Origin of the sequence: Planotetraspora thailandica (assembly GCF_016863335.1) — a bacterium.
GTDB classification, from domain to species: Bacteria; Actinomycetota; Actinomycetes; order Streptosporangiales; family Streptosporangiaceae; genus Planotetraspora; species Planotetraspora thailandica.
Window position 1 is genome coordinate 1 of the sequence record NZ_BOOR01000086.1, and the last position, 24,732, is coordinate 24,732.

Annotated in this window: 32 protein-coding genes and 1 pseudogene; 18 read left to right on the forward strand and 15 right to left on the reverse strand. The window is 70.3% G+C overall.

Translation table 11 applies throughout. The features are described 5' to 3' along the window. Positions 1–252 precede the first annotated feature (252 nt). A pseudogene (locus Pth03_RS38750) lies at positions 253–784 on the forward strand (transposase); the annotation flags it as partial. Continuing rightward, positions 781–1,203 (forward strand): ester cyclase, encoded by a 423-nt coding sequence (locus Pth03_RS38755; protein WP_203949501.1) that lies wholly within the window; start codon positions 781–783, stop codon positions 1,201–1,203. The pseudogene Pth03_RS38750 and the gene Pth03_RS38755, both read left to right, overlap by 4 nt. Positions 1,204–1,835: 632 nt before the next feature. Here the strand turns inward: Pth03_RS38755 and Pth03_RS38760 are convergent. Both Pth03_RS38760 and Pth03_RS38765 read right to left on the reverse strand, forming a co-directional pair. Next, on the reverse strand, positions 1,836–2,501 hold the full coding sequence (locus Pth03_RS38760) for a haloacid dehalogenase type II (protein ID WP_203949502.1): 666 nt from the start codon (positions 2,499–2,501) through the stop codon (positions 1,836–1,838). Positions 2,502–2,595: 94 nt separating this feature from the next. Continuing rightward, entirely contained in the window at positions 2,596–3,525 is a 930-nt protein-coding gene (locus tag Pth03_RS38765) for an SDR family NAD(P)-dependent oxidoreductase (protein ID WP_203949503.1), read from the reverse strand. A 160-nt stretch (positions 3,526–3,685) separates the two neighbouring features. Here Pth03_RS38765 and Pth03_RS38770 point away from each other — a divergent pair, with 160 nt between their 5' ends. Next, on the forward strand, positions 3,686–4,588 hold the full coding sequence (locus tag Pth03_RS38770; RefSeq protein ID WP_203949504.1) for a helix-turn-helix transcriptional regulator: 903 nt from the start codon (positions 3,686–3,688) through the stop codon (positions 4,586–4,588). Positions 4,589–4,604: 16 nt separating this feature from the next. On the opposite strand, the gene Pth03_RS38775 is transcribed toward Pth03_RS38770, so the two are convergent. Further along, positions 4,605–5,975 carry a sensor histidine kinase gene (locus Pth03_RS38775; protein ID WP_203949505.1) on the reverse strand — a complete coding sequence of 457 codons (1,371 nt, stop codon included), beginning with the start codon at positions 5,973–5,975 and terminating at the stop codon, positions 4,605–4,607. Between the two features lie 147 nt (positions 5,976–6,122). Between Pth03_RS38775 and Pth03_RS38780 the strand changes: the two genes are divergently transcribed. Next, on the forward strand, positions 6,123–7,277 hold the full coding sequence (locus Pth03_RS38780; protein WP_203949506.1) for a permease: 1,155 nt from the start codon (positions 6,123–6,125) through the stop codon (positions 7,275–7,277). 62 nt (positions 7,278–7,339) lie between these two features. Continuing rightward, positions 7,340–8,305 carry a TIGR03557 family F420-dependent LLM class oxidoreductase gene (locus Pth03_RS38785; protein ID WP_203949507.1) on the forward strand — a complete coding sequence of 322 codons (966 nt, stop codon included), beginning with the start codon at positions 7,340–7,342 and terminating at the stop codon, positions 8,303–8,305. 44 nt (positions 8,306–8,349) lie between these two features. Here Pth03_RS38785 and Pth03_RS38790 read toward each other — a convergent pair whose 3' ends face one another. Genes Pth03_RS38790 through Pth03_RS38815 form a run of 6 tightly spaced genes read right to left on the reverse strand, consistent with a single transcriptional unit; the run spans position 8,350 to position 10,900 of the window. Then, positions 8,350–8,940, reverse strand: coding sequence for an alkaline shock response membrane anchor protein AmaP (locus Pth03_RS38790; RefSeq protein ID WP_203949508.1), 591 nt, complete (start codon positions 8,938–8,940; stop codon positions 8,350–8,352). Positions 8,941–8,993: 53 nt separating this feature from the next. Continuing rightward, a complete protein-coding gene (locus Pth03_RS38795; protein ID WP_203949509.1) occupies positions 8,994–9,599 on the reverse strand; it encodes a DUF6286 domain-containing protein in 606 nt (201 codons plus the stop codon). Further along, positions 9,596–9,892 (reverse strand): Asp23/Gls24 family envelope stress response protein, encoded by a 297-nt coding sequence (locus Pth03_RS38800; protein ID WP_203949510.1) that lies wholly within the window; start codon positions 9,890–9,892, stop codon positions 9,596–9,598. The genes Pth03_RS38795 and Pth03_RS38800 overlap by 4 nt, the downstream gene beginning before the upstream one ends. Next, a complete protein-coding gene (locus Pth03_RS38805) occupies positions 9,889–10,074 on the reverse strand; it encodes a hypothetical protein (protein WP_203949511.1) in 186 nt (61 codons plus the stop codon). Before Pth03_RS38805 ends, Pth03_RS38800 begins: the two co-directional genes overlap by 4 nt. Further along, entirely contained in the window at positions 10,071–10,403 is a 333-nt protein-coding gene (locus Pth03_RS38810; RefSeq protein ID WP_203949512.1) for an Asp23/Gls24 family envelope stress response protein, read from the reverse strand. Before Pth03_RS38810 ends, Pth03_RS38805 begins: the two co-directional genes overlap by 4 nt. Further along, complete coding sequence (locus tag Pth03_RS38815; protein WP_203949513.1) at positions 10,400–10,900, reverse strand: Asp23/Gls24 family envelope stress response protein; 501 nt, start codon at positions 10,898–10,900, stop codon at positions 10,400–10,402. Before Pth03_RS38815 ends, Pth03_RS38810 begins: the two co-directional genes overlap by 4 nt. 551 nt (positions 10,901–11,451) lie before the next feature. On the opposite strand from Pth03_RS38815, the gene Pth03_RS38820 reads away from it, so the two are divergent. The 10 genes from Pth03_RS38820 to Pth03_RS38865 are packed head-to-tail and all read left to right on the forward strand — an operon-like array spanning position 11,452 to position 17,407. Further along, positions 11,452–12,108 (forward strand): hypothetical protein, encoded by a 657-nt coding sequence (locus tag Pth03_RS38820; RefSeq protein ID WP_203949514.1) that lies wholly within the window; start codon positions 11,452–11,454, stop codon positions 12,106–12,108. Positions 12,109–12,114: 6 nt separating this feature from the next. Further along, positions 12,115–13,413 (forward strand): SRPBCC family protein, encoded by a 1,299-nt coding sequence (locus Pth03_RS38825; protein ID WP_203949515.1) that lies wholly within the window; start codon positions 12,115–12,117, stop codon positions 13,411–13,413. A gap of 43 nt (positions 13,414–13,456) precedes the next feature. Then, positions 13,457–13,888 (forward strand): gas vesicle protein GvpJ, encoded by a 432-nt coding sequence (gene gvpJ / locus Pth03_RS38830; protein WP_203949516.1) that lies wholly within the window; start codon positions 13,457–13,459, stop codon positions 13,886–13,888. A 1-nt stretch (position 13,889) separates the two neighbouring features. Further along, positions 13,890–14,681, forward strand: coding sequence for a GvpL/GvpF family gas vesicle protein (locus Pth03_RS38835; protein ID WP_203949517.1), 792 nt, complete (start codon positions 13,890–13,892; stop codon positions 14,679–14,681). A 57-nt stretch (positions 14,682–14,738) separates the two neighbouring features. Then, positions 14,739–14,972 (forward strand): gas vesicle protein GvpG, encoded by a 234-nt coding sequence (locus Pth03_RS38840; RefSeq protein ID WP_203949518.1) that lies wholly within the window; start codon positions 14,739–14,741, stop codon positions 14,970–14,972. A gap of 7 nt (positions 14,973–14,979) precedes the next feature. Then, entirely contained in the window at positions 14,980–15,273 is a 294-nt protein-coding gene (gvpO, locus tag Pth03_RS38845; protein ID WP_239119709.1) for a gas vesicle protein GvpO, read from the forward strand. Continuing rightward, a complete protein-coding gene (locus Pth03_RS41900; protein ID WP_239119710.1) occupies positions 15,270–15,806 on the forward strand; it encodes a gas vesicle protein in 537 nt (178 codons plus the stop codon). Before gvpO ends, Pth03_RS41900 begins: the two co-directional genes overlap by 4 nt. Continuing rightward, the gene (locus tag Pth03_RS38855) at positions 15,799–16,734 is read left to right on the forward strand and encodes a GvpL/GvpF family gas vesicle protein (RefSeq protein ID WP_203949519.1); all 936 of its coding nucleotides are present in this window, start codon (positions 15,799–15,801) and stop codon (positions 16,732–16,734) included. The genes Pth03_RS41900 and Pth03_RS38855 overlap by 8 nt, the downstream gene beginning before the upstream one ends. Next, the gene (locus Pth03_RS41905) at positions 16,731–17,030 is read left to right on the forward strand and encodes a gas vesicle protein (RefSeq protein ID WP_239119711.1); all 300 of its coding nucleotides are present in this window, start codon (positions 16,731–16,733) and stop codon (positions 17,028–17,030) included. The genes Pth03_RS38855 and Pth03_RS41905 overlap by 4 nt, the downstream gene beginning before the upstream one ends. Then, entirely contained in the window at positions 17,027–17,407 is a 381-nt protein-coding gene (locus tag Pth03_RS38865; protein ID WP_239119712.1) for a gas vesicle protein K, read from the forward strand. The genes Pth03_RS41905 and Pth03_RS38865 overlap by 4 nt, the downstream gene beginning before the upstream one ends. 2 nt (positions 17,408–17,409) lie before the next feature. Here the strand turns inward: Pth03_RS38865 and Pth03_RS38870 are convergent, their stop codons facing one another. Next, positions 17,410–18,243: an SDR family oxidoreductase gene (locus Pth03_RS38870; protein ID WP_203949520.1), complete on the reverse strand. Its 834-nt coding sequence runs from the start codon at positions 18,241–18,243 to the stop codon at positions 17,410–17,412. Between the two features lie 206 nt (positions 18,244–18,449). Here Pth03_RS38870 and Pth03_RS38875 point away from each other — a divergent pair, with 206 nt between their 5' ends. Further along, positions 18,450–19,742 carry an ATP-binding protein gene (locus tag Pth03_RS38875; protein ID WP_203949521.1) on the forward strand — a complete coding sequence of 431 codons (1,293 nt, stop codon included), beginning with the start codon at positions 18,450–18,452 and terminating at the stop codon, positions 19,740–19,742. 7 nt (positions 19,743–19,749) lie between these two features. Here the strand turns inward: Pth03_RS38875 and Pth03_RS38880 are convergent, their stop codons facing one another. The 5 genes from Pth03_RS38880 to Pth03_RS38900 form a co-directional block, all read right to left on the reverse strand. Continuing rightward, positions 19,750–21,075 (reverse strand): sensor histidine kinase, encoded by a 1,326-nt coding sequence (locus Pth03_RS38880; RefSeq protein WP_239119713.1) that lies wholly within the window; start codon positions 21,073–21,075, stop codon positions 19,750–19,752. Beyond that, positions 21,072–21,749: a response regulator transcription factor gene (locus Pth03_RS38885; protein ID WP_203949522.1), complete on the reverse strand. Its 678-nt coding sequence runs from the start codon at positions 21,747–21,749 to the stop codon at positions 21,072–21,074. Before Pth03_RS38885 ends, Pth03_RS38880 begins: the two co-directional genes overlap by 4 nt. 28 nt (positions 21,750–21,777) lie before the next feature. Next, on the reverse strand, positions 21,778–22,287 hold the full coding sequence (locus Pth03_RS38890; protein ID WP_203949523.1) for a hypothetical protein: 510 nt from the start codon (positions 22,285–22,287) through the stop codon (positions 21,778–21,780). Between the two features lie 73 nt (positions 22,288–22,360). Beyond that, entirely contained in the window at positions 22,361–22,753 is a 393-nt protein-coding gene (locus Pth03_RS38895; RefSeq protein ID WP_203949524.1) for a hypothetical protein, read from the reverse strand. Positions 22,754–22,907: 154 nt separating this feature from the next. After that, the gene (locus Pth03_RS38900) at positions 22,908–23,738 is read right to left on the reverse strand and encodes a class I SAM-dependent methyltransferase (RefSeq protein WP_203949525.1); all 831 of its coding nucleotides are present in this window, start codon (positions 23,736–23,738) and stop codon (positions 22,908–22,910) included. 146 nt (positions 23,739–23,884) lie between these two features. On the opposite strand from Pth03_RS38900, the gene Pth03_RS38905 reads away from it, so the two are divergent. Both Pth03_RS38905 and Pth03_RS38910 read left to right on the forward strand, forming a co-directional pair. Next, positions 23,885–24,232 carry a DUF3147 family protein gene (locus Pth03_RS38905; protein WP_203949526.1) on the forward strand — a complete coding sequence of 116 codons (348 nt, stop codon included), beginning with the start codon at positions 23,885–23,887 and terminating at the stop codon, positions 24,230–24,232. Next, positions 24,229–24,672 carry a DUF3147 family protein gene (locus Pth03_RS38910; protein ID WP_203949527.1) on the forward strand — a complete coding sequence of 148 codons (444 nt, stop codon included), beginning with the start codon at positions 24,229–24,231 and terminating at the stop codon, positions 24,670–24,672. Before Pth03_RS38905 ends, Pth03_RS38910 begins: the two co-directional genes overlap by 4 nt. Positions 24,673–24,732: the final 60 nt, after the last annotated feature.

Below are 24,732 nucleotides of genomic sequence, written 5' to 3' on the forward strand. Positions count from 1 at the left end.
AAAAACGAATCTGAGACTGGGCGGTTGTGGCAAAACTGGGCATCGGATGGGGCGTTGGTCAGGCGCAATGCCAAGGCCCATCCTGGGCCATGATTGCCGAACTTGAACAGCCCGGCAGGGCTTTCCTCTTAGCGGAAATCGCGAATAAAAACGAACTGTCGTATATATCGACGGTCAGCCCACGACTCGGTGGACTCGCGGTAGCCGTCGGTCAGCGCGACGAGTTCCTTGCGGCTGTCGGCGCGTACGCCGATCGATTGCAAGCGGCCTGGGATGCGTGCCCCGGTGTTGGCGATCGAGGATGGGGCGCTCGGCTTCTGCCCGGCACGGGGGGAGGTATTTCCGCAGACCAGGACCCAGAGATGCTGGTTTCACAAGATCTCTAACGCGCTGGGGGTGCTCCCGAAGTCCGCGCACCCCGCTGCCAAGAAGCACCTGGCCGAAATCTGGAGCGCCGAAGACAAGGACCACGCCCTCGCTGCGGTCAAGGACTTCCAGGCTGCCTACAGTGCCAAGTATCCTGCCAGGGTCGTCGACGACCTTGATGAACTGCTGGCCTTCTACGACTTCCCCGCCGAGCACTGGGTGCATCTGCGCACGACTAACCCCATCGAGTCCACGTCTGCCACCGTGCGGCACCCCACCAAGATCACCAAGGGGCCGGTCTGCCTATGGCCTTCAAGCTGATCGAGTCCGCGCAGAAGCGCTGGCGCGCGGTCACGCACCTCACCTGGCCGCCCTGGTTCGCGCCGAGGCTACCTTCGCAAGCGGAAACGCGTTTTGAGTGACCTGGGCACGACGCTCAACCCGCCGCAGCCTGACAATCCTCCCAACGCCGAAGGAAATCTGATGACCAACGATGGCGCCCTTCCACCCCAGCAGATCGCCGCGCGTTATTTCGAGATGTGGAACACCGGCGACGTCTCGATCGCCGTCCAGATCCTCCATGCCAACTGGATCGACCACGCTCATCCTGAAGTGAGCGGACCCCATGGCGTGCAGCAGGCCATCGAGCAGATCCGGGCAGCCCAGCCGGACCTGCGATTCCAGATCGACGCCATCCTCGGCGATGACGACCTCATCGCCGTCGCCGGTGCCGTCAGCCAGACCGCACAACACTCACCCACGCGCCTGGTCTGGCTCATTGGCATGAAAGACGGTCAGATGGCCGAGATGTGGACCTACCGCGACACGAGCAAGTAATCAAGATCGAACACATCCACAGACATCCGATCTTCTTAAGGTGTCAAGCTGCAGCAGTGAGACGGGATCCGAAGGCGGCTGATTCGTCATAGGGCTTGCCGGTCTGCAAGCAGTGGTGGAGGCAGCCGAGCATTCGGTTGAAGGTGTTGCGAAGTGCACTGGAGTGTCGGTCACCGACTTGCCGTCGGTGGTCGTAGTGGGCTCTGGGCCCGGCCGCTTTGAGGGAAGCGAACGCCCACACATAGCCGGCGGCGGCCAGCCGCTGATTCTTGACCTTGCGGTGGTGGACTACCAGGCTCTTGCCGGAGGCCCGGGTGATCGGCGCGTAGCATGAACAACCCGACCTGAGCACTCCGCCAGTCTGTGGAGAGGGCTCACGCGTCCCAGGTCTTGACTAGACGTTCGTGATCAGACCGGGCCGTTCGGAAGTCATTAGGTCTTGACTATTGCTCCAAGCGCACGCCGCGAATGTGCATATCTCTAGAAAGAGAGAAAGCGCTATGAAACGGAATAAGCAATCGCAGTCCTGACCTGAACGTTCGTGACCCGGCTCGCGAGCTGACCGCCGACGACCTGGAACCCTCGCACACCAGGCGTGGCCGTACCGGGCGGAACGGCTAATCGCCACGAGGTCACGCCCAGACCGACGCCAAGGCGATCAGATCTGGGGCGGTGATCTCCGGGGCGAGCATCGCGGGAGGGTACGGCGTGCCCTGCCGATCGAGCCAGGCCCCGTGCAGGCCCGCCCGCTGCGCGCCGTCGATGTCCCACGGGTGGACCGCGATCATGACGGCTTCGTCCGGGCGCACGCCGGCCTTGCCGAGGGCGTACGCGTAGGAGGCGCGGGCGGGTTTCCACGCCCGGGGGCCGCTGACGTCGAGGCATTCCTCGACGAGGTCGCGGATGCCGTCGCGCGCCAGCACGGCCTCGGTGATCGCGGCGACGCCGACGGTCAGGGTGAACAGGCGGATGCCCTGGTCACGCAGCATGCGCATCCCCTCGGGGATGTCAGGGTGCACGTGCAACTGGGTGAAAGCCGCCATCACATGCTCGACCGCGTGATCGGGGTCCCCGCCCCAGCCGGGCAGCAGGCTCTTGAGCACCCCCGCGGCCACGTCGGCGAAGTCGGCGTATCCGCCTGCGGCGGTGAGTGCGATGCCGTCGCGCAGGAGCCCCGCATACCACGTGTCCACCAGGTGGCCGGGAAGGCCGATCTCCTCGAAGGCCCCGCGCAGCGGCACCAGGTCTGTGACCGTCTCGTTCACATCGAAGATCGCGACGCGGGGTCTCGTGGTCATGGCTCACCTCACGAGGTCGCCTGGACGACGCCCTTCCCGGCACGGAAGACCTGAAAGCGGTTCGTTCCCGACCTCGCAGCGTGCAAACGGGCACTCAGCCGCGCGCCGCCGCGATCATGTCGAGAGACGCCTGCCACAGACGTGAGGCGGCCTCGGGGTCGAGCGCGTGCGGCGCGACGCCCCGGTGCACTCCCGGCACGGGCGACTGCGCCTCGTTGGCGTCCTCGAAGTAGCGCCCGCCGACGCCCTCGAGCGGCGGCCAGGTGGCGAGCAGCACGGAGGTGGCCGCGCCCTGCTGAGGCGTCTTGAACACATATCCGGAGGCGACCGCACGGTCGAGCTCCTCCTGGGACATGTGCCTGGTGAGGTTCGTCAGGACCGCTCCGGGGTGGGCCGCGTTGACGGTGATGCCGTCCCCGGCCCAGCGGCGGTTCGCCTCGACCGCGAACAGCGCGTTGGCCGTCTTGGACTGGCCATAGGCGATCATGGGCTCGTACGGCCGGGTCCTGAAGTGGATGTCGTCGAAGTCGATCCCGGCACGCAGGTGCCCCACCGAGCTGAGCGACACGACCCGGGCACGGCCGGCCGCCGCGAGCGCCGGGTGCAGGCCGGTGGACAGCGTGAAGTGGCCGAGATGGTTGGTGGCGAACTGCAGCTCCCAGCCCTCCGGAGTCCGCAACTCGGGGGTGTTCATCACGCCGGCGTTGTTCACGAGGATGTGCAGGGGCCCGTCCCACGCCTCGACGAAGGCCGTGACCGACTTCTGGTCGGACAGATCCAGCGGCGCGACGTGGATCCGCTCGTTTCCGGTGGCGACCCGGATGTCTTCGGCGACCCGGGCACCGGCCCCGGCGTCCCGTACGGCCAGCGTGACCTCTGCCCCGGCGGCGGCGAGCGCCCGGGCGGTCTCGATGCCGATTCCGGACGAGGCGCCGGTGACGACGGCCCGGCGGCCGGACAGGTCGACGCCGTCGACGACCTCGGCGGCGGTCGATTCAGCGGTGAAGGGGGTGGTGATGAGCATGGAGGTGCCTCTCTGGACGTGCGCCCCAGGTGGCGCACTTCCAGCGAACCGCTGCGGGGCGACCGCCCGGAGCCACGAGAGGGGCATGCCCCCACCGGGGGTCTGGCAGTACCCCTCACCAGCGGAGACACCCTCTCTGGCCGGTCATACTCTGGACGGCATGACCGACCAGTCCTCCCCAGGCAACACCGAGCTCCGGGACTTCCTGCGCTCGCGCCGCGCCCGGGTCAGTCCCGAGGAGGCGGGCCTGACCCCGCAGCCGGGCACCCGCCGTGTGCCGGGCCTGCGCAGGGAGGAGGTCGCCCAGCTCGCGGGGGTCAGCGTCGACTACTACGTGCGCCTGGAGCGCGGGCGGCACGTGAACGTCTCCGAGAGCGTGCTGGACGCACTGGCCCGTGCGCTGCGCCTGAACGACACCGAGCGCGAACACCTCTTCGCCGTGGCACGGCCGGCCCGCAGGCAGCCGCGCCCGCTTTCGCCCCAGCGCGTACGGCCCGGCCTGTACCGGGTGCTGGACACCATGATCGACATTCCGGTCGTGGTCATCGGCCGGCGCCTCGACGTGCTGGCCGCGAACCCCCTGGCCAAGGCGCTCTACACCGATTTCGACGCGTTGCCGCATCGGGAGCGGAACATGGCCCGCTACATGTTCCTCGACGAGGCAGCCCGCGAGCTTCACGTCGACTGGGAGGCGGCCGCGCGCGGCACCGTCGGCTCCCTGCACCTGTATGCCGGGCGGCATCCCGACGACCCGCGTCTCGCGGAGCTGATCGGTGAGCTGTCCCTGCGGGACAAGGACTTCCGCCGCTGGTGGGCCGAGCACGACGTCCACCGGCGCACCCACGGCAGCAAGCGGTACCACCACCCCCTGGTGGGGGAGCTCACGCTGGCCTACGAGGCGCTCACCCCGACCGGTGACCCCGACCAGATGCTCGGTCTCTACACTGCCGAGCCCGGCTCCCCGTCCGAACACGCCCTTCGCCTGCTGGCCAGCTGGACCGCCACACCGGCCGCCACAACGGCCGCCGCGCCGCGCCCCGACTCGGCGTCCCTCGACGGGTGAGCCCCGCGGCTGCGGGTCAGGGCGTCGGAGAAAGGTCCGCGTCCATGAGCGGCAGACGCATGACGAAGCACGCGCCCTGTGGGGAGTCCTCGACGTTCAGGGTGCCGTGGTGCGCTCCGACGATGCCCCGGCAGATCGCCAGGCCGAGTCCGCTGCCGCCGGGGTCGCGCTGCCGGGCGTCGGCCAGGCGCACGAAGGGTTCGAAGACGCGTTCGCGGTCCTGCTCCGCGATGCCGTCCCCGTCGTCGGCGACTATCACCACCGCGTAGCCGTCCGAGCGGGTCGTGGTCACGTCCACGGCGCTTGAGGCGTGCCGTCGCGCGTTGACCAGCAGGTTGTTGAGCACGCCGATCAGCTGGATCCGGTTGCCGAGCACCATCACCGGGCCTGTGGCGTAGGTGCGGACCGGTGGGCCGTGGAGCTGGTTGGCCGCCTCCTCCGCCACCAGGGCGCCGAGGTCGATCGGCTCAGGCGGCGACGGGACGGCGGTCCTGAGCCGGGCGAGCACCAAGAGGTCGTTGATGATCGCCTGAAGGCGTTTCGTGGTCGCCATGGCCCCGTCGACGGTGTCGCGCAGGTCGACCTCGTCCGGGTACAGCTGCGCCTCCTCGAGCCGCGTGTACAGGGCGGCGACCGGCGACCTCAACTCGTGGGAGACGACGGAGGCGAACTGGCGCTGCTGGTTGACCGCCTCCTCCAGCCGGGTGAGCGTCCGGTTGGTGGTGCGGGCGAGCTGGGCGATCTCGTCGCGTCCCGGCGGCTGGGGCACCCGCATGCTCAGGTCGCTCAGGGTGATCTCGGCGGTCCTCGCCCTGATCTCCGCCACGGGCCGGAGCGTACGGCCGACCACCCACCACGCCACCCACGACGCCAAGCCCGACGCCAGCACGACACCCGCGGCGGTGAGGAGCTCCAGCCGGTGCCCCGCGAGGATGGGCGGCTGGGCCATCCCCGCATACACGAAGTGGGGCTCGCCTCCCCAGAGCAGGTTCGTCTCCAGGGGAGGGAGCCGTACGGCGGTGAACACCACGCAACCTGACTTTGCGCACGAGGTGCCGTGCCTGATCCGGTCGTCCGCCGGAGGGCGCACGGTGGTGATGGGGGTCGTGCCCGCCGCCTTGCTGGCGGCCAGCACCCTGCCACGGGAGTCGACGAACTGGAGGAGGTCGATGCGGGTCGTCGTGGCCGGCCGCGGCGCGCTGATCGGCTCCCAGTTGATCCAGTACGTTGCGATCCGCTCGGAATCCGCGTAGATGCCGTCCTGAATTCTGGTCCGGACCGCGAAGTCCAGGCCGATCCCGATCAACGTGAAGACGATCAGCGACAGCCCGGCCGCCACCAGAGTGACGCGCGCCCGGATCGAATGTGGACGTAGCGTAACGGGCACCTTCTCCACATTTCAGGTACACAGGCACTTATGCGCTGCTTATGCCATTGATTCCAGTTTTTTAAGTGTTCGTGACACCGCCGCTCCTGGTGCCCGTGTCGTCAAGGGGTACGCCTGGAACGCACGGTTTTCCCCGGGAGGGCACGAATGGGCTGGTTGTGGCACGCCCTGGAGGTCTCCGGATCGATGGCCTGGGAGATCCTCTGGGCGCTGATCCTCGGATTCCTCCTCTCGGCGGTCGTCCAGGCCGTCGTGCGGCGGCAGGCGGTGACGGCGCTGCTGGGCGACGACTCACCGCGGGCCCTCGCCGCCGCGACCGCGCTGGGAATCGCCTCCTCCTCTTGCTCTTACGCGGCCGTCGCGCTCGCCCGCTCCCTGTTCCGGAAAGGGGCCGGCTTCACCGCCGCCATGGCCTTCGAGATCGCCTCGACCAACCTCGTCCTCGAGCTCGGCATCCTGCTCGCGCTGCTCCTGGGCTGGCAGTTCACCGTGGCGGAGTTCGTCGGCGGGCCCATCATGATCGTGCTGCTGGCGGTGCTCTTCCGGCTCTTCCTGCGCCGCCGCCTGGTCGCCGACGCCCTACGGCAGGCGGAACGCGGGCTGGCGGGCTCGATGGAGGGTCACGCGGCGATGGACATGTCCGTCACGGGCGGCGGCTCGTTCCTGCGCCGGCTGGCCTCCACGAAGGGCTTCACCGCGATCTCACACATCTTCGTCATGGAGTGGGCCGCGATCTGGCGGGACATCGTCGTCGGGCTGCTCATCGCCGGCGCCCTCGCCGCCTGGGTGCCTGCGGACTTCTGGAGGGGTTTCTTCCTCACCGATCAGCCGGTGCTCGCGGTGTTGTGGGGGCCGCTGGTGGGCCCGGTGGTCGCCGTGGTCAGCTTCGTGTGCTCGATCGGCAACGTGCCCCTCGCCGCCGTGTTGTGGAACGGGGGGATCAGCTTCGGGGGAGTGGTCGCGTTCATCTTCGCCGACCTGATCATCCTGCCGATTCTCAACATCTACCGGAAGTACTACGGCCCGCGAGCGGCCGCGTTCATCGCCGGCACCTTCTACGTGACCATGGCCGCCGCGGGCTACATCGTCGAGCTGATCTTCTGGGCGGTCGGCCTGACCCCGCAGGAGCGGTCGGCGCGGGTCGTCGAGGCGCACATCACGTGGAACTACACCACCTGGCTCAACGTGGCCTTCCTCGCACTGGCGGCGGTGCTGTTCGTCCGGTTCCTCGCCACGGGAGGCCTGCCCATGATGCGCATGATGGGCGGAGCCCCTCCGAGCACCCCTGACCAGGGCGTTTGAATCAGTCAGGCATGATCACGGCCTCGGCGGCATGAACGTGGAGGGCGGGGTAAGGCAGCAGCATGGTGGAAATCGGATACACGATGTTGTGCGAGCAGACGCCCGCACGCCAGCTCGTCCGTGACGTGGCGACGGCCGAGGAGGTCGGGTTCTCCTACGCGGTCATCTCCGACCACTACTTCCCCTGGCTGGAGGAGATGGGGCATTCGCCGTACGCGTGGTCGGTGCTGGGGGCTGCCGCGCAGGCGACCCGCGAGCTGCCGCTCATGACCTACGTGACCTGCCCGATCATGCGTTACCACCCGGCCGTGGTGGCCCAGAAGGCCGCGACCATGGGAGCGCTCACCGAGGGCCGGTTCACGCTGGGTCTCGGCGCGGGGGAGAACCTCAACGAGCACGTGGTGGGCACGGGCTGGCCACCCGTCGACACCAGGCACGCGATGTTCGCCGAGGCACTGGAGATCATCCGGGCGCTCTTCGACGGCGGCTACGTGACCCGGCGCGGCGACTTCTTCCAGGTCGACTCGGCCAAGCTGTACGACCTGCCCGGCGAGCGGGTCCCGCTCGCCGTGGCGGCGTCGGGATCGCAGTCGGTCGCGATCGCCGACGAGTACGGCGACGCCCTGGTCGCGATCGATCCCGACCCTGCCCTCGTCCGCGCGTTCGCGGCGGACGGCGGAGGCGGGCGGCCCGTCTACGGCCAGCTCGCCGTGTCCTTCGGCCCCGACCCCGAGGAGGCCAGGCGGCGGGCGCACCGCCTGTGGCGCTGGTCGGTCGCGGGATGGAAGGTGATGGCCGAGCTGCCCGCGCCGGTCAATTTCTCCGCGCACGCCGAGACGGTGAGGCCGGAGGACGTGGCGGCCAAGGTGCCCTGCGGACCCGACGTGGACCCCGTGGTCGAGGGTGTGCGCGCCTACGTGGAGGCGGGGTTCACCCACGTCGCGCTGGTGCAGATCGGGCACGAGCACCAGGACGCCTTCTTCGACTGGTCGGAGAAGGAACTCCTGCCGACGCTCCGCGATCTGTGACCGGGCCGCAGGCCCCGCTCAATGAACCGGCTCAATGAACCCGATCAATGAACCGCGCGCGTGTGCCGGTCGCGGGCGAAGCCCAGGCGCACGAGCGCGGGGAGCCGTTCCAGCCCGAGCGTGGCGCGCAGGTCGGGGAACGCCTGGCCGCGCAGCCGGTTGAGCACGGCTCCCGCCTCGGCCGGGTCGCGCGTGGTGATCCGCATGTCCAGCGAGGGCCTGTCGAGCGTGCCCCGCAGGACCGCCCTGGCCTGCCGTACTCCGGGGAAGCCGCCGACCTGCCGCGCCAGCGCGTCTCCTGCCAGGCGGGGGCTCATCTCGGTGACACCCTCGTGCCCGCTTTCCAGGCGCACCCGCCGCAGCCGGTCGGGCCGCAGCAGCGCGAGCAGCCAGCTCAGGCCGAGCAGGCCGACCACGATCCCCGCGGCGGCGACCGCGGGCCAGAACCACGGCTGCTCGGTCAGCGCCACCACGTCGCCGTCCAGGAGCGGACGGCGGGCCGCGTCCGCGCCGAAGGCGCCCAGACCGCGAGCCAGCGCCGCGCCCCCGCCCGCGAAGAGGACCAGCCCGAGGGTGGTGAGGCCGATCCGGTTCATCCGCGCGGTGGTCCGGCCCAGGGCGCGTTCTCGCCTCATGACGACCTCCTCAGTCGCTGGTGCGCCTCATCTGTGCCCCTCATCTGTGCCCCTCATCTGGGGGTGCGGACCCGGGCCCGTACGGTGTAACGGGCCACGGGGGCCAGCGTGGCGATCTCCCGCTCCACGGCGGCGCGCACCCGCTCTTCCATTTCGGCGGCATCTCTCAGGTCGGTCGTGGCCTGGACCGTCACGTGCCGCCCCCGCACCTTGGCACGGGCTCGCCGCACGCCGTCGACCCGTCCCGCCGCGTCGCCGAGCAGGTTCGCCAGCATCCGCGGCGACACCCCTGCGACCAGGTCGGGGTCGTCGGTGCGCAGGGCCACGACCCGCGGGCGCCCCGCGACCCAGGCGATCAGCAGGAGCAGCAGGCCCAGCAGTGTCGCGAGACCGGCCGACCCGAGCGCCGCCCGGTCCTGCCACGTCGTGGCGGCGGCCCACCGGTTCAGATCGTCGATGGGGACGATCTGTGCCGGGCGGCCCCACAGCGCCATGATCACTTCAAGGGCGGTCAGCACTCCGGCCGCGAGCAGGGCGATCGACGCGATCATCGCGGGGATCGTTCTCCTAGGCCGGAATGCGCGCACCGCGGCGCGCGGCCGGGCGGCCGTCCTCGCAGCCGAGCCGGCTGTGTCCCGCAGCCGGGTGTCCTCAGTCATGGGCCCTCCTCCGGCGGCACCAGGCCGACGACGTCGATGTCGACGCTGCCGACGGAGATGCCGGTCAGCTCGCGCACGCGCTCGCGGACGTGGTGGCGGATTTCAGCGGTGGCCTGCCGCACGGGCGCCGGGTAGTGCAACGACAGCCGGCACCGTACGGCGGCAACGCCTCCGGCGATGGACGCGTGGACCTCCGGTCTTCCTGCGATCCGGCGATTCTCCGCCGCCACCTCAGTCGCGATCTTGGAGAAGGCGCGCTCGGAGACCTCGACGTGCCCGCGGGTGTGCGTCATTGCCGTCTCGTCCGCATCGCCGGCATCTCGACATCGCCTTCCATGACCATGCCGATGAAGAGGCCGAGCACGCCCAGGACCAGCACGATCAGGAACGCGTAGCCGCCGCCGAACGCCCCGACCACCCCGAGGATCGTGCCGAACGCCAGGCCCGTGAGGGCCCATACGGGGAACTGCTTCATGATGATCGCCTTTCCTTCTTTTTGGCCGGCTTCTTGGCCGGCTTCGCGGCCGGTGCATGTGTCCGGACGTCGTCGATGGTCACGTTCACCCGGCGGTCTCCCGCCAGGTCGCCGACCGCCTCCCGCACGGCCGTGCCGACCTCGGGGAGCGGTGGCCCGTATCTCGCGATCACGTGGATCTCGATCTCGTCGTCCCGGACGGCCACGCCGGGGACCGATTCACCGGGCAGGTAGGTCGCGATGGTTCCGAACGGCCCGGAGGACAGCTCCTCCACCTGGGGGCACGCCCGGGCCCGCTCGGCCACCTGGCCGGCGAGCCCGCCGCTCACTTGACGCGCGGCGCCGCTTCGCCGCCGCCGACGGTCTCCTGCTCCTGCTCAGGCAGGTGCACGTCGTCCACCGCGATGTTGACCTCGGTGACCTCCAGCCCGCACATGTGCTCGACCGAGTCGATCACGTTGCGGCGCGCGGCTGAGGCCAGATCGGGAATGGCGACACCGTATTCGACGACCAGCGCGATGTCCACGGCGGCCTGGCGTTCTCCGACCTCCACTGCGATCCCGCGGGTGATCTCGTCCACGCCGAGCTTGCCCTTGAGCGCGCCGAACATGCGTGCCGCGCTGGTGCCGAAGTCGTGTACGCCGGAGATCTGCCGGGCGGCCACACCCGCGATCTTCGCGACTGCCTCGGGCGCGATGGTGGTGCGACCCTGATCGCTCACCAGGCTCGCTCCGGTCGGATGCTCGCGTGCCAGGGCGCCCTCGCGCCCGGCCTCCCGCTCGCGTTGAGCGGGCACACCCTCCACCGGTGTCCTCGACCCTGTCATGTGAATCCCCCACTTCGCCCTTGATTGACGACCGGTATCACTTCGTCGATCGTTCGTAGTACCCCCTTTTCATACGTAAATGGCGAGATGTCGGGCGAGATTCAGTAAGTGGAAAGTCTCGAATCCCCCAAATTCCGTCATCGGCCGGGCGGGATATTTCCAGAGTTCCGAGAGGGCGGCGTCGGCCCAGTTCGGGTTGGATGGTCCGGGTCCCCCGCAAATTAAGGGGCGGGCCTCGAATCCTCGTATGGCCGATATTTGGCAGGTTATGGCGCGGGCGCCGGACTCTTGGAAATGAGATGCCGCCGGACGGTGTTTCCCCGCGCCGCCGGATCGCGGATTTGCGGCGGGTAACGGGTGAGGCCGCCGTGCCCCGGAAAGCCCAGGTCCGCGGCGGCGTCGCGTCGCGAGGCCGCCTGGCCGTACGGCGGGCCGCGGTGGCACCTGTGAACCGGAGCGATCGCCGATTTTGCCCGGTATATACCTTTATGTGTTTTTTCGTCCACATCTGGGGGCAGGGGGACCGCGAACCAACGCGCGAGGAGTGGACGATGAAGGAAGAATGCAAGATGGTCGCGGCCGTGGCCGTCGCCTATTACCTGGGGCGGCACCACAAGCTCCGGCTGGCGACCGCCCTCGCTACGGCCGTACTGGCGAAGCGATTGCGCGGAGCGGGCGTCGGGGGCCTCCTGGAGGAAGGCACGAAGCTCCTCGGCGGAGCCGCGCCGGAGCTCGGAAAGGTCACCGAGCGGGTGCGCGGCGACCTCCTGGAGATCGGCAAATCGGCGGCCGTCAGCGCGACGACCAAGCAGATCGACGCGCTGAGCGACAGGCTCCACCGGAGGGCGGAGGCGTTGCGTGAGGGCACGGCGGCCGCTCAGCAGGCGGGTGAGGCCGCTGCCGAGGCGACGGGCCGGGCCGCGGAGACGGCCGGCCGTGCCGGACGCACCGCCGGGCGCGCCGCGGAACAGGCCGCCGGCGGGGTCGCGGGTGAGGCCGTGAGCGAGGTCAGGCGTCGCGTCCCCAGGCCGCGATCCAGGCAGCCCGCACCCCCACCGGAAGAAGACTTCGAGGACGAGTACGACGAATACGAGGAAGAGCCCTACGAAGACGAGTACGAGGAGGCCGGGGCGGAGCCGGAGGAGGCAGAGAAGCCGAGACGGCGCCCGCAGCGGCCGACCAGGCCCGTCACCCGGGCTCGGAGGTGAGCTCCCATGCCCGAGCGAACGAAGGAAGGGCCACTGCAGACGAAACTTCAGGCGAATCTGCAGGCGGGCCTGAAGGAGCTGCCGACGGGCAGGCTCGGCCAGGAGTTCCAGAATCTCGCGTCGGCCGTGGCGGAACGGGCCCTCGCCAACGTCACCGGCAAGATCGACAAGCTCGCCGGCCGGCTGACCTCCTACGTGGAGGAGGGCGGAACCGGCCTGTTCGAGGCGATGACAGGGACCTCCGGCAAGGGCCTGATGGGCGCGCTTGCCGGCCAGTCGGGCGTCTCCGGCCTGCCCGGCAGCCTGACCGGTGAGTCGGAGGGCGGCGGATCCCATCCGCTGCGCGCGGCCCTGGGGGCCTACGCCAAGGAGAAGATCAAGGGCATCTTCAGCCGGATCGGCGGAGGCAAGGGCGGCAAAGGCGGCAAGGGCAAGAAGCTGAAGCTGACCAACATCGTCGAGGCCGTCGACGTCGGCGCGCCCATCAGGGTCGTGTACGACCAGTGGACCCGGTTCGAGGACTTCCCGAGCTTCATGAAGAAGGTCGAGACCGTCAACCAGAAAGCCGACGAGAAGCTCGACTGGAAGGCTCAGGTCTGGTGGTCCCACCGTACGTGGGAGTCGACGATCGTCGAACAGGTGCCGGACAGCCGCATCATCTGGCGCTCGCAGGGAGCCAAGGGGTACGCGGACGGCGCGGTGACCTTCCACGAGCTCACACCGGACATGACCCGCGTGCTGCTGGTCCTGGAGTATCACCCCCAGGGTCTGTTCGAGCGCACCGGCAACCTGTGGCGGGCTCAGGGGCGGCGCGCCCGTCTGGAGCTCAAGCACTTCAGGCGGCATGTCATGAGCCAGGTCCTGCTGAATCCCGACGAGGTGGAGGGCTGGCGCGGTGAGATCCGCGACAGCCAGGTGGTCAAGGACCACGAAACCGCGATCAAGGAGGAGCGGGAGCGCCTCGAGGCCGAGGGAGAGGCCGCCCAAGCCGGTGAGTACTACGAAGAGGAGCCCGAGGAGCCGGAGGGCGAGTTCGAGGAAGAGGAGCCGGAGGAGCCGGAGGGCGAACTGGAGGAGGAAGAGCCCGAGGAGGAACGCGAGGAGCGGGCCGTCCCCGCCCAGGCGTCGCGTCCGCAGCCTCGCCCGGCCAGGCCGGAGCGTACGGCCAGGCCCGTCCGCGCACGCTCGGCGGGACCGGCCGAGCGCCCGGCGCGAAGGCGCCTTCAGGAACGTCCCGCCCGCGAAGCGCGGGAGAGAGAGGACGAGGAACAGCAGGAACGCCGCATTCGGCGGCCCAGGACCTAGGACCTGCGGACCCGCGCACGGCAGTCCGAAGGAGGGGAACCGTATGACCGTGACCGTTCCCGGGGGCGGAGGGCCACCCGATCGGGCATCGGGCTCCGGTCTGGCCGACGTCATCGACACGATCCTCGACAAGGGCCTCGTCATCGACGCCTACGTCCGGGTCTCGCTCGTCGGCATCGAGGTGCTGACCGTCGACGCCCGCGTGGTCGTGGCGAGCGTGGACACCTATCTGCGCTTCGCGGAGGCGGTGAACCGGCTGGATCTCGCGCAGACCCAGGAGGGGCTTCCCGAGCTCATCGGCGACGTCACGCAGGGCGTGGCGCAGAAGAAGTCCAAGGGCGCCGTCAAGGGGGCGACCCAGGGCGTGCTGGAGGCGGCGGGGGAGAGACTGCACGACTTCGTCGCGGGCACGCTGGAGGGCGCCGAAGAGCCCGAGGACGCCCCACGGCGGGCGCGGCGGCGGACGGGGGGCTGAGATGGCACGCACCGCTCAGACCCGGGACCGGCCGCGGGCGCGTCCCGAGCCCGGCCCCTCGGTCGCCTGCTACGTCTACGGCATCGTGCCCAGGGACGTGGAGATCAGCCCGGACGCCGTCGGCGTGGGCAGCCCGCCCGCCCCGATCAGGCTCGTACGGCACGGCCAGATAGGCGCGCTGGTCAGCGACGTCGACGTGAGCCGCCCCCTCGGCCGGGCCGAAGACCTCGTGGGCCACCAGGACCTCCTGGACCAGGCCGCGGCCGAGGTGCCGGTGCTGCCGCTGCGGTTCGGAGCCGTGCTGGCCTCGCCGGAGGCGGTCGCGGACGAGCTGTTGGGGCCGCACCACGACGAGTTCGCCAGGGCCTTGGAGGAGATCGAGGGCCGTGTGCAGTACGTCGTCAAGGCGACCTACGCGGAACGGCCCGTTCTGATGGAGGTGCTGGCGGAGAACCCGGAGCTCAGGCGCCTGCGCGAGGTGATCAGGAGCCGCCCCGAGGACGCCACCCGCAACGAGCGCATCCAGCTCGGCGAGCTCATCACGCAGGCGATCGCCGCCAAGAGGGAGGCCGACACGCAGACCGTGGTCGATTCCTTCGCCCCGTGCACCGTCGCCGCGGCCGTCCGCGAGCCCACGCACGAGCGGGACGCCGCGCACGTGGCCTTCCTGGTCGAGACGGGCAGGAAGGGCGACTTCGAGATGGCGGCCGACGTGTTGCGCCGCGAGTGGGCCGACCGGATCGACGTGCGCGTGCTCGGGCCGATGGCGTTGTACGACTTCGTCACCTCGTGACGGGCGGCTCACAGGAGAGCACGTAGGAGAGCGCGGAGAAGAAGGAGGCGCGGGGCAGTGGGGCTGATCAGTCTGATCTTCACCTGGCCGGTCGCGCCGGTGCGCGCGGTGATCCGGCTGGGCGAGCTGATCCAGGAGCAGGCGGAGCGCGAGTTGCGTGATCCTGCGGTCGTCCGCCGCCGGCTGGAGGAGCTCGCGGAGGCCAGGCGCTCGGGGCTGATCTCCGAAGAGGAGGAGTCGCAGGCCGTCGAGCAGCTGCTTCAGACGATGACCGGCACACGGAGAGGGTGATGATCTGGTGCCCTCCAGGGCCGATGGCGGGCCGCTCACCGCGGTGAGCGCGGGCGAGCGGGGCCTGCGGTACATCGCGGACCTGACCGTGCGCGACGCCGAGGCGGTCACGCTGGTGGAGCCCGCCGAGGGCGGCTGGACGGTCCACGTCGAGATCGTGGAAGACCGCCGGGTCCCCTCGTCCGGCGACATCCTCGCCATCTATGAAGCCGAGCTCGACGAGGAGGGAGACCTGCTGTCGTACCGCCGGTTGCGCCGCTACCGGCGCGGCACGAGTGAGCCGGGGGAGGGGTCGCGATGACCGATCCCGCCCGCATGCGTCCCGTCCTGCGTGAGTCGTACGCGCAGCCGGTCATGGGCGGCCGCGAGCCGACCAACCTCGGCGACATCCTGGAGCGGGTGCTCGATCGTGGTGTGGTGATCGCGGGCGACATCCGGGTGAACCTGCTCGACATCGAGCTGCTGACCATCAAACTGCGTCTGCTGATTGCTTCAGTGGACACGGCGCGCGAGCTCGGCATCGACTGGTGGGAACACGACCCCTGGCTGACCGGCGAGAACCGTGAGCTGACCGACGAGAACCGCCGGCTCCGCGACCGGCTCGCCGAGGTCGAACGGCGCCTGAACGAGCAGGAGCGGCTCATGCCGCCACGGCGGCCCGCGATCTCCCGGGAGGCCGCACACGACGACGAGTACGACCGTGAGTACGCCCGGGAGTACGAGCGCGGGGACGAGGCCGAATACGCGCTGGACGACGACGCCGAGCACGAGGCCGGGCACCAGACGGGGCACCAGACCGGGAGGCGGCGCAGGGGGGAGGGGCGCCGTGACTGATTCGGGCGTCTACATGTATGCGGTGGCCCGCGACGACTCCGACGCCGGCCCGGACCTGCGCGGCGTGCTCGACGTCCCGGTCCACAAGGTCAGTCGTGCGGGCCTGGCGGCGTACGTGAGCGAGGTTCCGCTCGACCAGTTCGGCGAGGAGCCGCTGACGCGCCTGCTGGAAGACCTCGACTGGGTCGGGGAGGTCGCCCGCGCGCACCACCGGGTGGTGGAGGCCGTGGCGGGCGCCGGCCCGGCCGCACCTGTGCGCCTGGTGACCGTGTACGGCGGTGAGGACCAGGTGTGCGACCTGCTCGAACGCAGGCACGACGATTTCGAGGAGGTGCTGACACGGGTCGGCGACCGGAAGGAGTGGGGCGTGAAGGCCTACGCCGATCCCGCCGCCCTGCAGAGGACCGCCGGCGGAGAGCCGGGCACGGAAACGGGTGCCGTGAGCGAGCGCCCGGGGACGGCATATCTGCAGCGTCGTAGCGCCGGCCTGCGTGACCGGGACAGGCTGCGCAAACAGGCGGTCGCGTGGGCGGAGCGCCTGCACGCGGCCCTGTGCGAGGTCGCCGTGGCGGGCAGGAGGCACCGCCCACAGGACCCGAGCCTGTCCGGACGCGACGACTGGATGGTCCTCAACGGCGCCTATCTCGTGGACGGGGGCCGGGAACGCGAACTCGCCGCCGTTGTGGCCGCCTTCGCCAAGATGTCCGCGCTCGCCGGCGGGGACGTGGGCGGGGGCAAGGAGGCGGCCCCGTGGCTGGACGTCGAGGTCACCGGCCCCTGGGCGCCGTACTCCTTCACGTCCCTGGAATTGGACCGTGACCACGTCAGGCCGGAGCAGGGCAGGCCGGAGCGCGGTGAACACGGCAGGCCGGAGCGCGGCGAGCCGCGCAGGGGTGAGGAGCGCAGGGGCGACGGGGGCGTGCGGTGACGATCGAGCGCCCGGCGGCCCTTGAGAAGCGCGCCGGAGACGTTCCCCGGGGCGCAGCTCTGGCGGCCGAAGGCCGGCTGCCTGCGGAGCGGGTGGCCCTGGTCGACCTGCTCGACCGTCTGCTCGCCGGAGGCGTCGTCGTGACCGGCGATCTCGTGATCTCCATCGCCGACATCGACCTGGTCCGCATTTCCCTGCGCGCGCTGATCGCGTCCGTGCGGACCGCCGGACCGCCGGCGACGAGCCCCTCTGAGCCGAGCCCGTGGGAGCCCGGCCCGTGGGAGTCCGGCCCGTGAGCCGTCCCGGCCCGCGCGCCGTCCGCCGCATCGACGTACGGCACGCGGCGGAGCGGCGCGGGTGGAGGGACGGTGGTGGGGGGAGACACGGGGCCGGGCGGGCTGCCTGGCGCCTCAACACCGATCCCGAGGCGGTCGAGCGCGACCTCAGCCGGCTCGTCCTGACCCTCGTGGAGTTGCTGCGCCAGCTCGTAGAGCGTCAGTGCATCCGGCGGATGGGCCAGGGAGACCTGACCGACGACCAGATCGAGACGCTGGGCCTCACACTGATGCGCCTGGAGGAGGCGATGACCGAGCTGTGCGACCGGTTCGGGTTGTCACCCGCAGACCTCAACCTCGACCTCGGCCCGCTCGGCACCCTTCTCCCCTCCGATTGAGTTCAGGCGTCCTTGCCGTGCGCGGCGATCGACAGCGGCTCCCACTCGCGCCAGGTGGTGAGTCGCGACTCGTAGTCGGCGGTGGCGACCGCCAGCGGGCCGTCGCCGAAGAAGACCCGCAGCGGGGGCCGCTCCGCGTCGACGATCTTGAGGATGGCGTCCCTGGTCGCCTCCGGCCTGCCCATGGAGGCGATCCGGCGTGCGCGCTGCTCGGCGGCGCGTGCCCTGCTCTCCTCGTACGCGGGCAGCGGGGTGGCGTGGCTTGCGGACGAGCCGGCCCAGTCGGTGGAGTAGGCGGCCGGCTCGACCAGGGTCACGGCGATGCCGAACAGGGAGACTTCCTGGGCCAGCGCCTGGCTGAGCCCTTCCAGCGCCCACTTGGAGGCGTTGTACATGCCGACGTTGGGGAAGGCCGAGATCCCGCCGATGGACGACACCTGGATGATGTGGCCGCCGCCCTGTTCCCGCAGGTACGGCAGGGCCGCCTGCGTCACCCACAGGGCTCCGAACAGGTTCGTCTCGATCTGCGCCCTGGCCTCGTCCTCGCTGATCTCCTCGATCATGCCGAACTGGCCGTAACCGGCGTTGTTGACCACGATGTCGAGCCGGCCGAAGTGGGCATGGGCCTGCTTGACCGTGGCGTACACGGCCTCGCGGTCGGTGACGTCCAGGGGGAGCGCCAGCACGGCGTCGCCGTACTTCGCGACGAGGTCGTCCAGGGAGGAGGTGTCGCGGGCGGTCGCCGCCACCTTGTCGCCGCGGTCGAGCGCGGCGACGGCCCATTCGCGGCCGAACCCGCGCGAGCTGCCGGTGATGAACCAGATCTTGGATGCCATGGGAAGACTTCCCTTCGATGGCGCGCGGGCGGCCGATCGGGGGACGGCCGGACAGCGTGCCCGCCTAGGTGAACTGAACGTTCATTACAGTAGTTCTCCCCGTCCGGGCGTGGCAAATGCCAGAGTCCGCGCGAGCTTTTGGGTTATTCCTGCGAATATGTGCCGTTTTGGGCGGTAGCAAGCCGGGAACGGGGCCTCCAGGAGTGATGGCTTTGGCCCCATGGCATATTCGTGATCTTCAAGAAGGCGACTTCGACCAGATGATCCGGTTGCTCGAAGAGTGCCGGGACACCACCGCCGAGCCCGTGGTCACCCTGGCCGAGGCGGTCGGCGCCATGCGCGGCGGCATGCCGGTGGTCGTGGCCGCCGTCGGATGCCAGGTCGTCGCCGCCGCGGTCTCCGTGGCCGACGGAGACCGCGCCTGGGTGCTGCGCATGGCCATCGACGGCGAATGGCGTCACCACGGCATCGGCTCCGGCCTGCTGGCCGCCCTGGAGGAGCGCCTGGCCAAGCGGCGGGTGCGCCGCATCGGGGCGTTGTCGCCCCCACACGAGATCGGGGAGTCCGCCTTCCTCAACTCGGGCTACACGAGCCGACCCGACATCGTCTACTTCGAGAAGGTTCTGCCGCTCGCCCCGGCGGAGGCCACCATCCTCGACCAGATCGGCGGCACCGTCCCCGAGACGGGACTGTGGGAGCGGATCGCCGGAATGGAGACGGAGAAGGCCGTCATCGAGCGGCGGCTGGTGATGCCGCTGGAGCACCGTGACGTCGCCGATCTTTACGGCCTGGATCCACCGCGTGCGGTCATGCTGTTCGGCCCGCCGGGCACCGGCAAGACCACGTTCGCGCGGGCGGTCGCCTCCCGCCTCAGGTGGCCGTTCGTCGAGGTCTTCCCCTACCAGCTCGCCGCCGATCCGCACGGCGTGGCCGCGGCGCTGCGGCAGCTGTTCTCCCGGGTCGACCATCTCGACCAGGTCGTGCTGTTCTTCGACGAGGCCGAGGAGATCGCCTCGCAGCGGCGCGACCCCACCTCGCTCACCCACCGGATCACCAACGAGCTGCTCAAGCTCATCCCGGTGTTCCGCCGCCGCGACCGGCGGCTGCTCGTCTGCGCGACCAATTCGGTGCGCAGCATGGACCCGGCGTTCCTGCGCCCGGGCCGGTTCGACTACCTCATCCCGGTAGGCCCGCCGGACGTCGGTGCGCGCCGGGCCATCTGGGCCCGCTACATCGGTGCCGCACGCCTGCCTCACGTCGATCTCGACGCCCTCGTGGAGGCCAGCGCTCGATTCACTCCGGCCGACATCGAATACGCGGCGCGCACGGCCGCGCAGACGGCATTCGAACGGCATCTGCGTGAGGGGGACGGCGGCCGCCTGGAGGACGGGCAGGTCACCCGCGACTACCTCGACGCGATCGCGAACACCCGGACCTCCCTGACGGAGGAGGACATCAAGGCCTTTGGCGACGACCTTCAGACGTCGGCGCGCGTCTGATCCGCGTTCATCCGAGCCGGACCGTCACGACGGTGCCCCGCCCCAGGGCGGACGCGAGGGAGACCGTCCCCCTGTGCGCGACGGCGATGGCCTGCACGATCGCCAGGCCGAGACCCGAGCCCGCACCGTGGAAACGGTCGAACGCTCGGGCCGCGTCCTCCTCCGGCATGCCCGGACCGTCGTCGGCCACCTCGATCGTGCACGGGGCGGCCAGCCGTACGAGCACGGAGGTGCCTGCCGGCGTGTGCGCCTTCACGTTGGTGAGCAGGTTGACCAGGACCTGCCTGATCCTGGCCTCGTCCACCGCCCATTCCAGGGAGGGGGGCGACTCGATGCGCACCGGGTAGGCCGCGTTTAGCGCGGTGAAGTCGTCCACCACCTCGGCGGTCAGCGGCACCAGGTCGACGGTCGCCACCGACAACGACGCACCGCGGTCCAGCCGGGCGAGCTCCAGCAACTCGGTCACCAGGTGTGTGATGCGGGCGGACTCGTTCTCGATTCTGAGCATCACCTGCGGCACGTCCTCGTCGGGAATCGCGCCCTTGCGGTACAGCTCGGCGTAGCCGTGGATCGTGGTCAGCGGCGTGCGCAGCTCGTGCGAGGCGTCTGCCGCGAACCTGCGCAGCCGTTCCTCCGAGGCGTGGCGGGCCGCGAACGCCTGCTGGATCTGGGACAACATCAGGTTGACCGCCCTGCCCAGCCGTCCGGCCTCCGTGGGCCCTTCCGGCATGCGCGTCGACAGGTCGCCTCCCGCCGCCACACGCTGGGCGGTGTCGGCCATCCGCGCCAGGGGGGCCAGGCCGCCCCTGATCAGCCACCGGCCGAACACCGCCAGCAGCGCGATGAGCACGCCTCCGGTGACGAGCTCGGTGACCAGCAAACGTGTGACGGTCGTCCTGATCTCGTCGAGCGGCACGGCGATCACCACCAGCCGGTCGCCGACGGCCATCCGCGCCGCCGCAGCCCGCAGCCGCGGGCCGAGGTCGAACGCCTTTCCCGCGTCCGCATGGGCGCCGAGCCGCTCGGCTCCCACCTCCTGCAGCAGCCCGGGCACGGCGGCGGCCTGGGGGTCGTCCCCGCCGACCAGCCGCGCCCGCCCGGTGCCGGCGTTGAGCGTCGCCGCCGCATAGGTGGAGCCCGCCTGGACGACGGCGATGCCGGACGCCCTGGCCAGCCGTACGGCGGCGCCCGCGGCCGCCGTCTCCAGCGAGGCGTCCATGCGCTGAATCATGTGGTTGCGCAACATCAGCATGCTGACCAGCGACAACACGGCCAGTCCGAGCGCGGTGACACCGAGCAGACCGGCCAGCAGCCGGCCCCGCAGCGTGGTCACGGCGTTCTGAGGGCGTAGCCGACGCCCCGCTGGGTGTGGATCAGCGGAGGGCCGAGCGGGTCGAGCTTGCGGCGCAGGTAGGAGATGTAGGTCTCGACGACCTGCGACTGCGTGCCGAATCCCCACACGTGCTCCAGCAGCTGCGCCTTGGTCACCACCTGGTTGCGGTGGCGCATGAGGAACGCCAGCAGCCGGAACTCGGTCGGCGACAGCTCGACCCGCACCCCGCCCCGCCGCACCTCCCAGCCGGCTTCGTCCAGCTCCAGGTCGGCGACGCGCAGCACCTCGTCCCTGGCGGTGGCGCGCCCGCCCCGCCGCAGCACCGCCCGCGCCCGGGCGACCAGGGCGTCCACGGAGAAGGGCTTGGTGACGTAGTCGTCCCCGCCCAGCGTGAGGCCGCGCACCGTGTCCGCCGGCGTGTCCTTGGCGGTGAGGAAGATGATCGGCACGTCCCGGCCCGCCGCGCGCAGCCTGCGGCAGACCTCGAAACCGTCCACGTCCGGCAGCATGACGTCGAGCACGACCAGGTCGAACTCGCCGGTCGCGGCGAGGTCGAGGGCTTCGCCGCCGCCGCCCGCGCCGGTCACCGAGAACCCGTGGAATCGCAGCGCGATGCCGACCAGGTCGCGGATGTTCGGCTCATCGTCGACGACGAGGACCCTCGGCTCGCTCATAGTGGCATCAAGTGTGCCTTAGTTGCCCTTAGTTGGCCTTGTCTGACTTCTTGGGTGCGTTCACGATCGCCGACGTACGGGTGTCGCCGGTCCGGGTGCCCACCACGAGCACCTTGTCGCCGGTCGCCAGCGTGGCGGCGCCGGCCTTCTGGCCGGCCTTGCGCACCCGGGTGCCGTTGCCGATCTTCCACGTCCAGGACGTGCCGTCGGCGCTCTTCACCGTGATCGAGCCGGACGAGGCCGAGGTGACGTCGCCCCGCTGCCAGGCCCGTACGGCGAAGCCGCCCTTGGTGCGGACCGTCGCCTCCCCGTGCACGCCGCCCTTGCGCGCCAGCACCCGCAACCGGGGCCGCACGGCTTCCTTCCCGGCGGCCTTCCCCGCAGTGGGTCCGTCGGTCGGGGTCTTGGCCATCATCGCGGCGCTGAGGGACACGTCGGTGCTGTGCCGTCCGGCGACGGCGACTCCGCCGACGATGCCCAGCGCGAGCGCCCCCGCCACGGAACCGGCGACGACGATGCGGTTTGCCTGCTTGTTCATGCCACCCAGGACACCGCCCCGCAGTGGGGAAGCCCGGGGAGAATTCTGAGAGTTCTCTGAGAAACCCCCTCGTTCAGGAACAGGCAGCCGTGATGTGCGCGAGAGCCTTCTGCACGTCGCCCGTGGGATCGGTGAGGTCCCGCGTCGTGGCCGGGGCCGTGCGGGAGAACTCGTAGAGGGCCTGGAGGAGGTCGGGGGAGGGCTCGCCCTCAACGTTCTCCGCCCGGCCCGACGTCAGGTCCTCGGCCATCGCGGTCATGCCGAGCCAGATGGGCAGGGAGTCGTCGGGGGCCCGGAAGACGATCGTCTTCGCGTCGTCGCGGATCGAGGTCTGGACATGCGCGACGAGGGCGTGAGCGGCCTCGCAGGGGGTCCGGGCCGTGGTGCGTGTGGTGGCGTAGACGCCTCCCGCAGCCGACGCGACGAGGGCGGCGGCGGCGACGGTCACGATCGTTCGGCGACGCATCCGTATCCTTTTTTGATCACCGAGATTAGGGGTTTCACGGCGGGTGATCCCAGCCCCGGTGTACGGAAGTCGTCCGCGGTAGAAGATCTCTCCACCCTGCGACTTCTCCCGATTTTTCTTCTGTTTTTCTTCTCCGCCACGCCCGAGGGGCGGGTCACCGGGTGAAGTCGTAGCGCAGCAGCACGCCGGCCCATCGCAGCGGCGGGATCAGGCGCATCGCGCGCACGGCCAGCCGCACGTCCCAGGGCAGCTTCTCCACCCCCGGAAGGTCGGCGGCGGGCAACGCCGTGACGAGCCTGATTCGCGGATCCCACTGCTCGATCCGGTGGGGGTCGTCCAGCGCCCAGGTGAACGTGGCGCCGACGGCCTGGACGGGACGGGTGAACCGCTGCAGCCGGGTGCCGAGCGGGCTGATCGCGTCGAAGATGAGCCGGCCGGAGGGGAACCGGTCGACGATCTCGCTGAACAGATTCCGGATGTCGCTCTCCGACAGGTACATCAGCAGGCCCTCCGCGATCACGAGGGCCGGCCGGTCGGCGGGGATCTCCTCCAGCCACCGTGGGTCGGTCACCGACGAGCCGATCATCCGGTAGCCCTCCGGGGATGGGTACAGGGCGCGGCGCACGTCGATCACGTCGGGATAGTCCAGGTCGAACCAACGGACGCCGGGGGGCGGTCCGAGCCGGAACGCCCTGCTGTCCAGGCCGCAGCCGAGATAGAGCACCGTGGCGTCCGGACGGGAGGTGAGGAACTCGCGCGCCCACTGGTCGAGCTGCCTGGCCCTCATGGCCACGCTCAGCGTCTCACCCCGGCGCATCCGAAACCGGTCGAAGTCGTAGTCGATCCGGCTCATCAGGTCTGCCGCGGCCGTGTCGCCCAGGATCGGGTCGTCGGCCATGCTGTCGTGGGCCCTGCCGTACAGGGTGGCCAGAAGGGTGGCCTTCTCGCCGGTGAACTGAACGGTGAAGTGTTTGTCGACGCTCATCCCTGCACGTCCCGTCGCTACGCGCCCTCCCTTCCCTGCTCGCGTACCCGCTCATCCCAACGTCACTCCGCCGCGCCTTGATTGGGGCAGGTCGCGGGCGGCAATGCCATCTCCATGGCCGGCATGGCCGGGGGAAGGAGTGGGCCGTGGCTGACAAGATCGTGGAGGTGGTGCTCAAGGCATTCGCGGGCGGGCTGTTCGTCCTGGGATTCGCCGCATTGGCCGAGATGATGACGCCAAAGCGTCTGGCGGGGGTCTTCTCCGCCGGTCCCTCGATCGCCATGGGAAGCCTGCTCGTCACCGCGGCGTTCATGGGCGAGGCGGACATGCGGGCCGCCGCGGAGGGCATGCGGGCCGGGGCAGTGGGTTTCTTCGCCTTTTGCCTGGTCACGGCTGCCCTGCTCGAGTACTGGGGAGTGTGGCGCGCTGCCCTGGCCGGGCTCGCCGGCTGGCTGGTCGTCTCCGTGCCCGTCTACTTGCTGCTCCTGCCGTGAGCGGTGACCGGCCCGGAGGCCCCGCCGAGGAGGACAGGCTCCGGCTCGTGCCGCGCGCGCTGGCGCGGACCGAACCCGGCGACTGGCTGGTGCGGTTCGCGTTCGGAGCGGGCGTGTCGGGGCTGGCCGGCGTCATGTCGACGGCGGGGGGCCCGCGTCTCGGCGGGCTCTTCCTCGCCTTTCCCGCCGTGATCATCGCCTCGATGACCCTGATGGCCCGGCGGGAGGGCCTGCGACAGGCGCGCGCCGATGCGCACGGCGCGATCTACGGCACGCTCGGCATGATCGCGTTCGCCGTGTGCGCTGTGTTCCTGATCGGTCGCCTGCCCGCCTGGGCGGCCCTGGTCGCCGCGGCGGCGGTCTGGGTGGTGGTCGGCCTCGGCTCCTATCTGGTGAGCCGGCCGGTGGGACGGCGACTCAAGCGGCTCAGGAATATTTAGCGACTCAGTATTATTGTGCAGCCTCGTCGGCGGGCTTGCCCGCGACGCGTGGCCGTACAC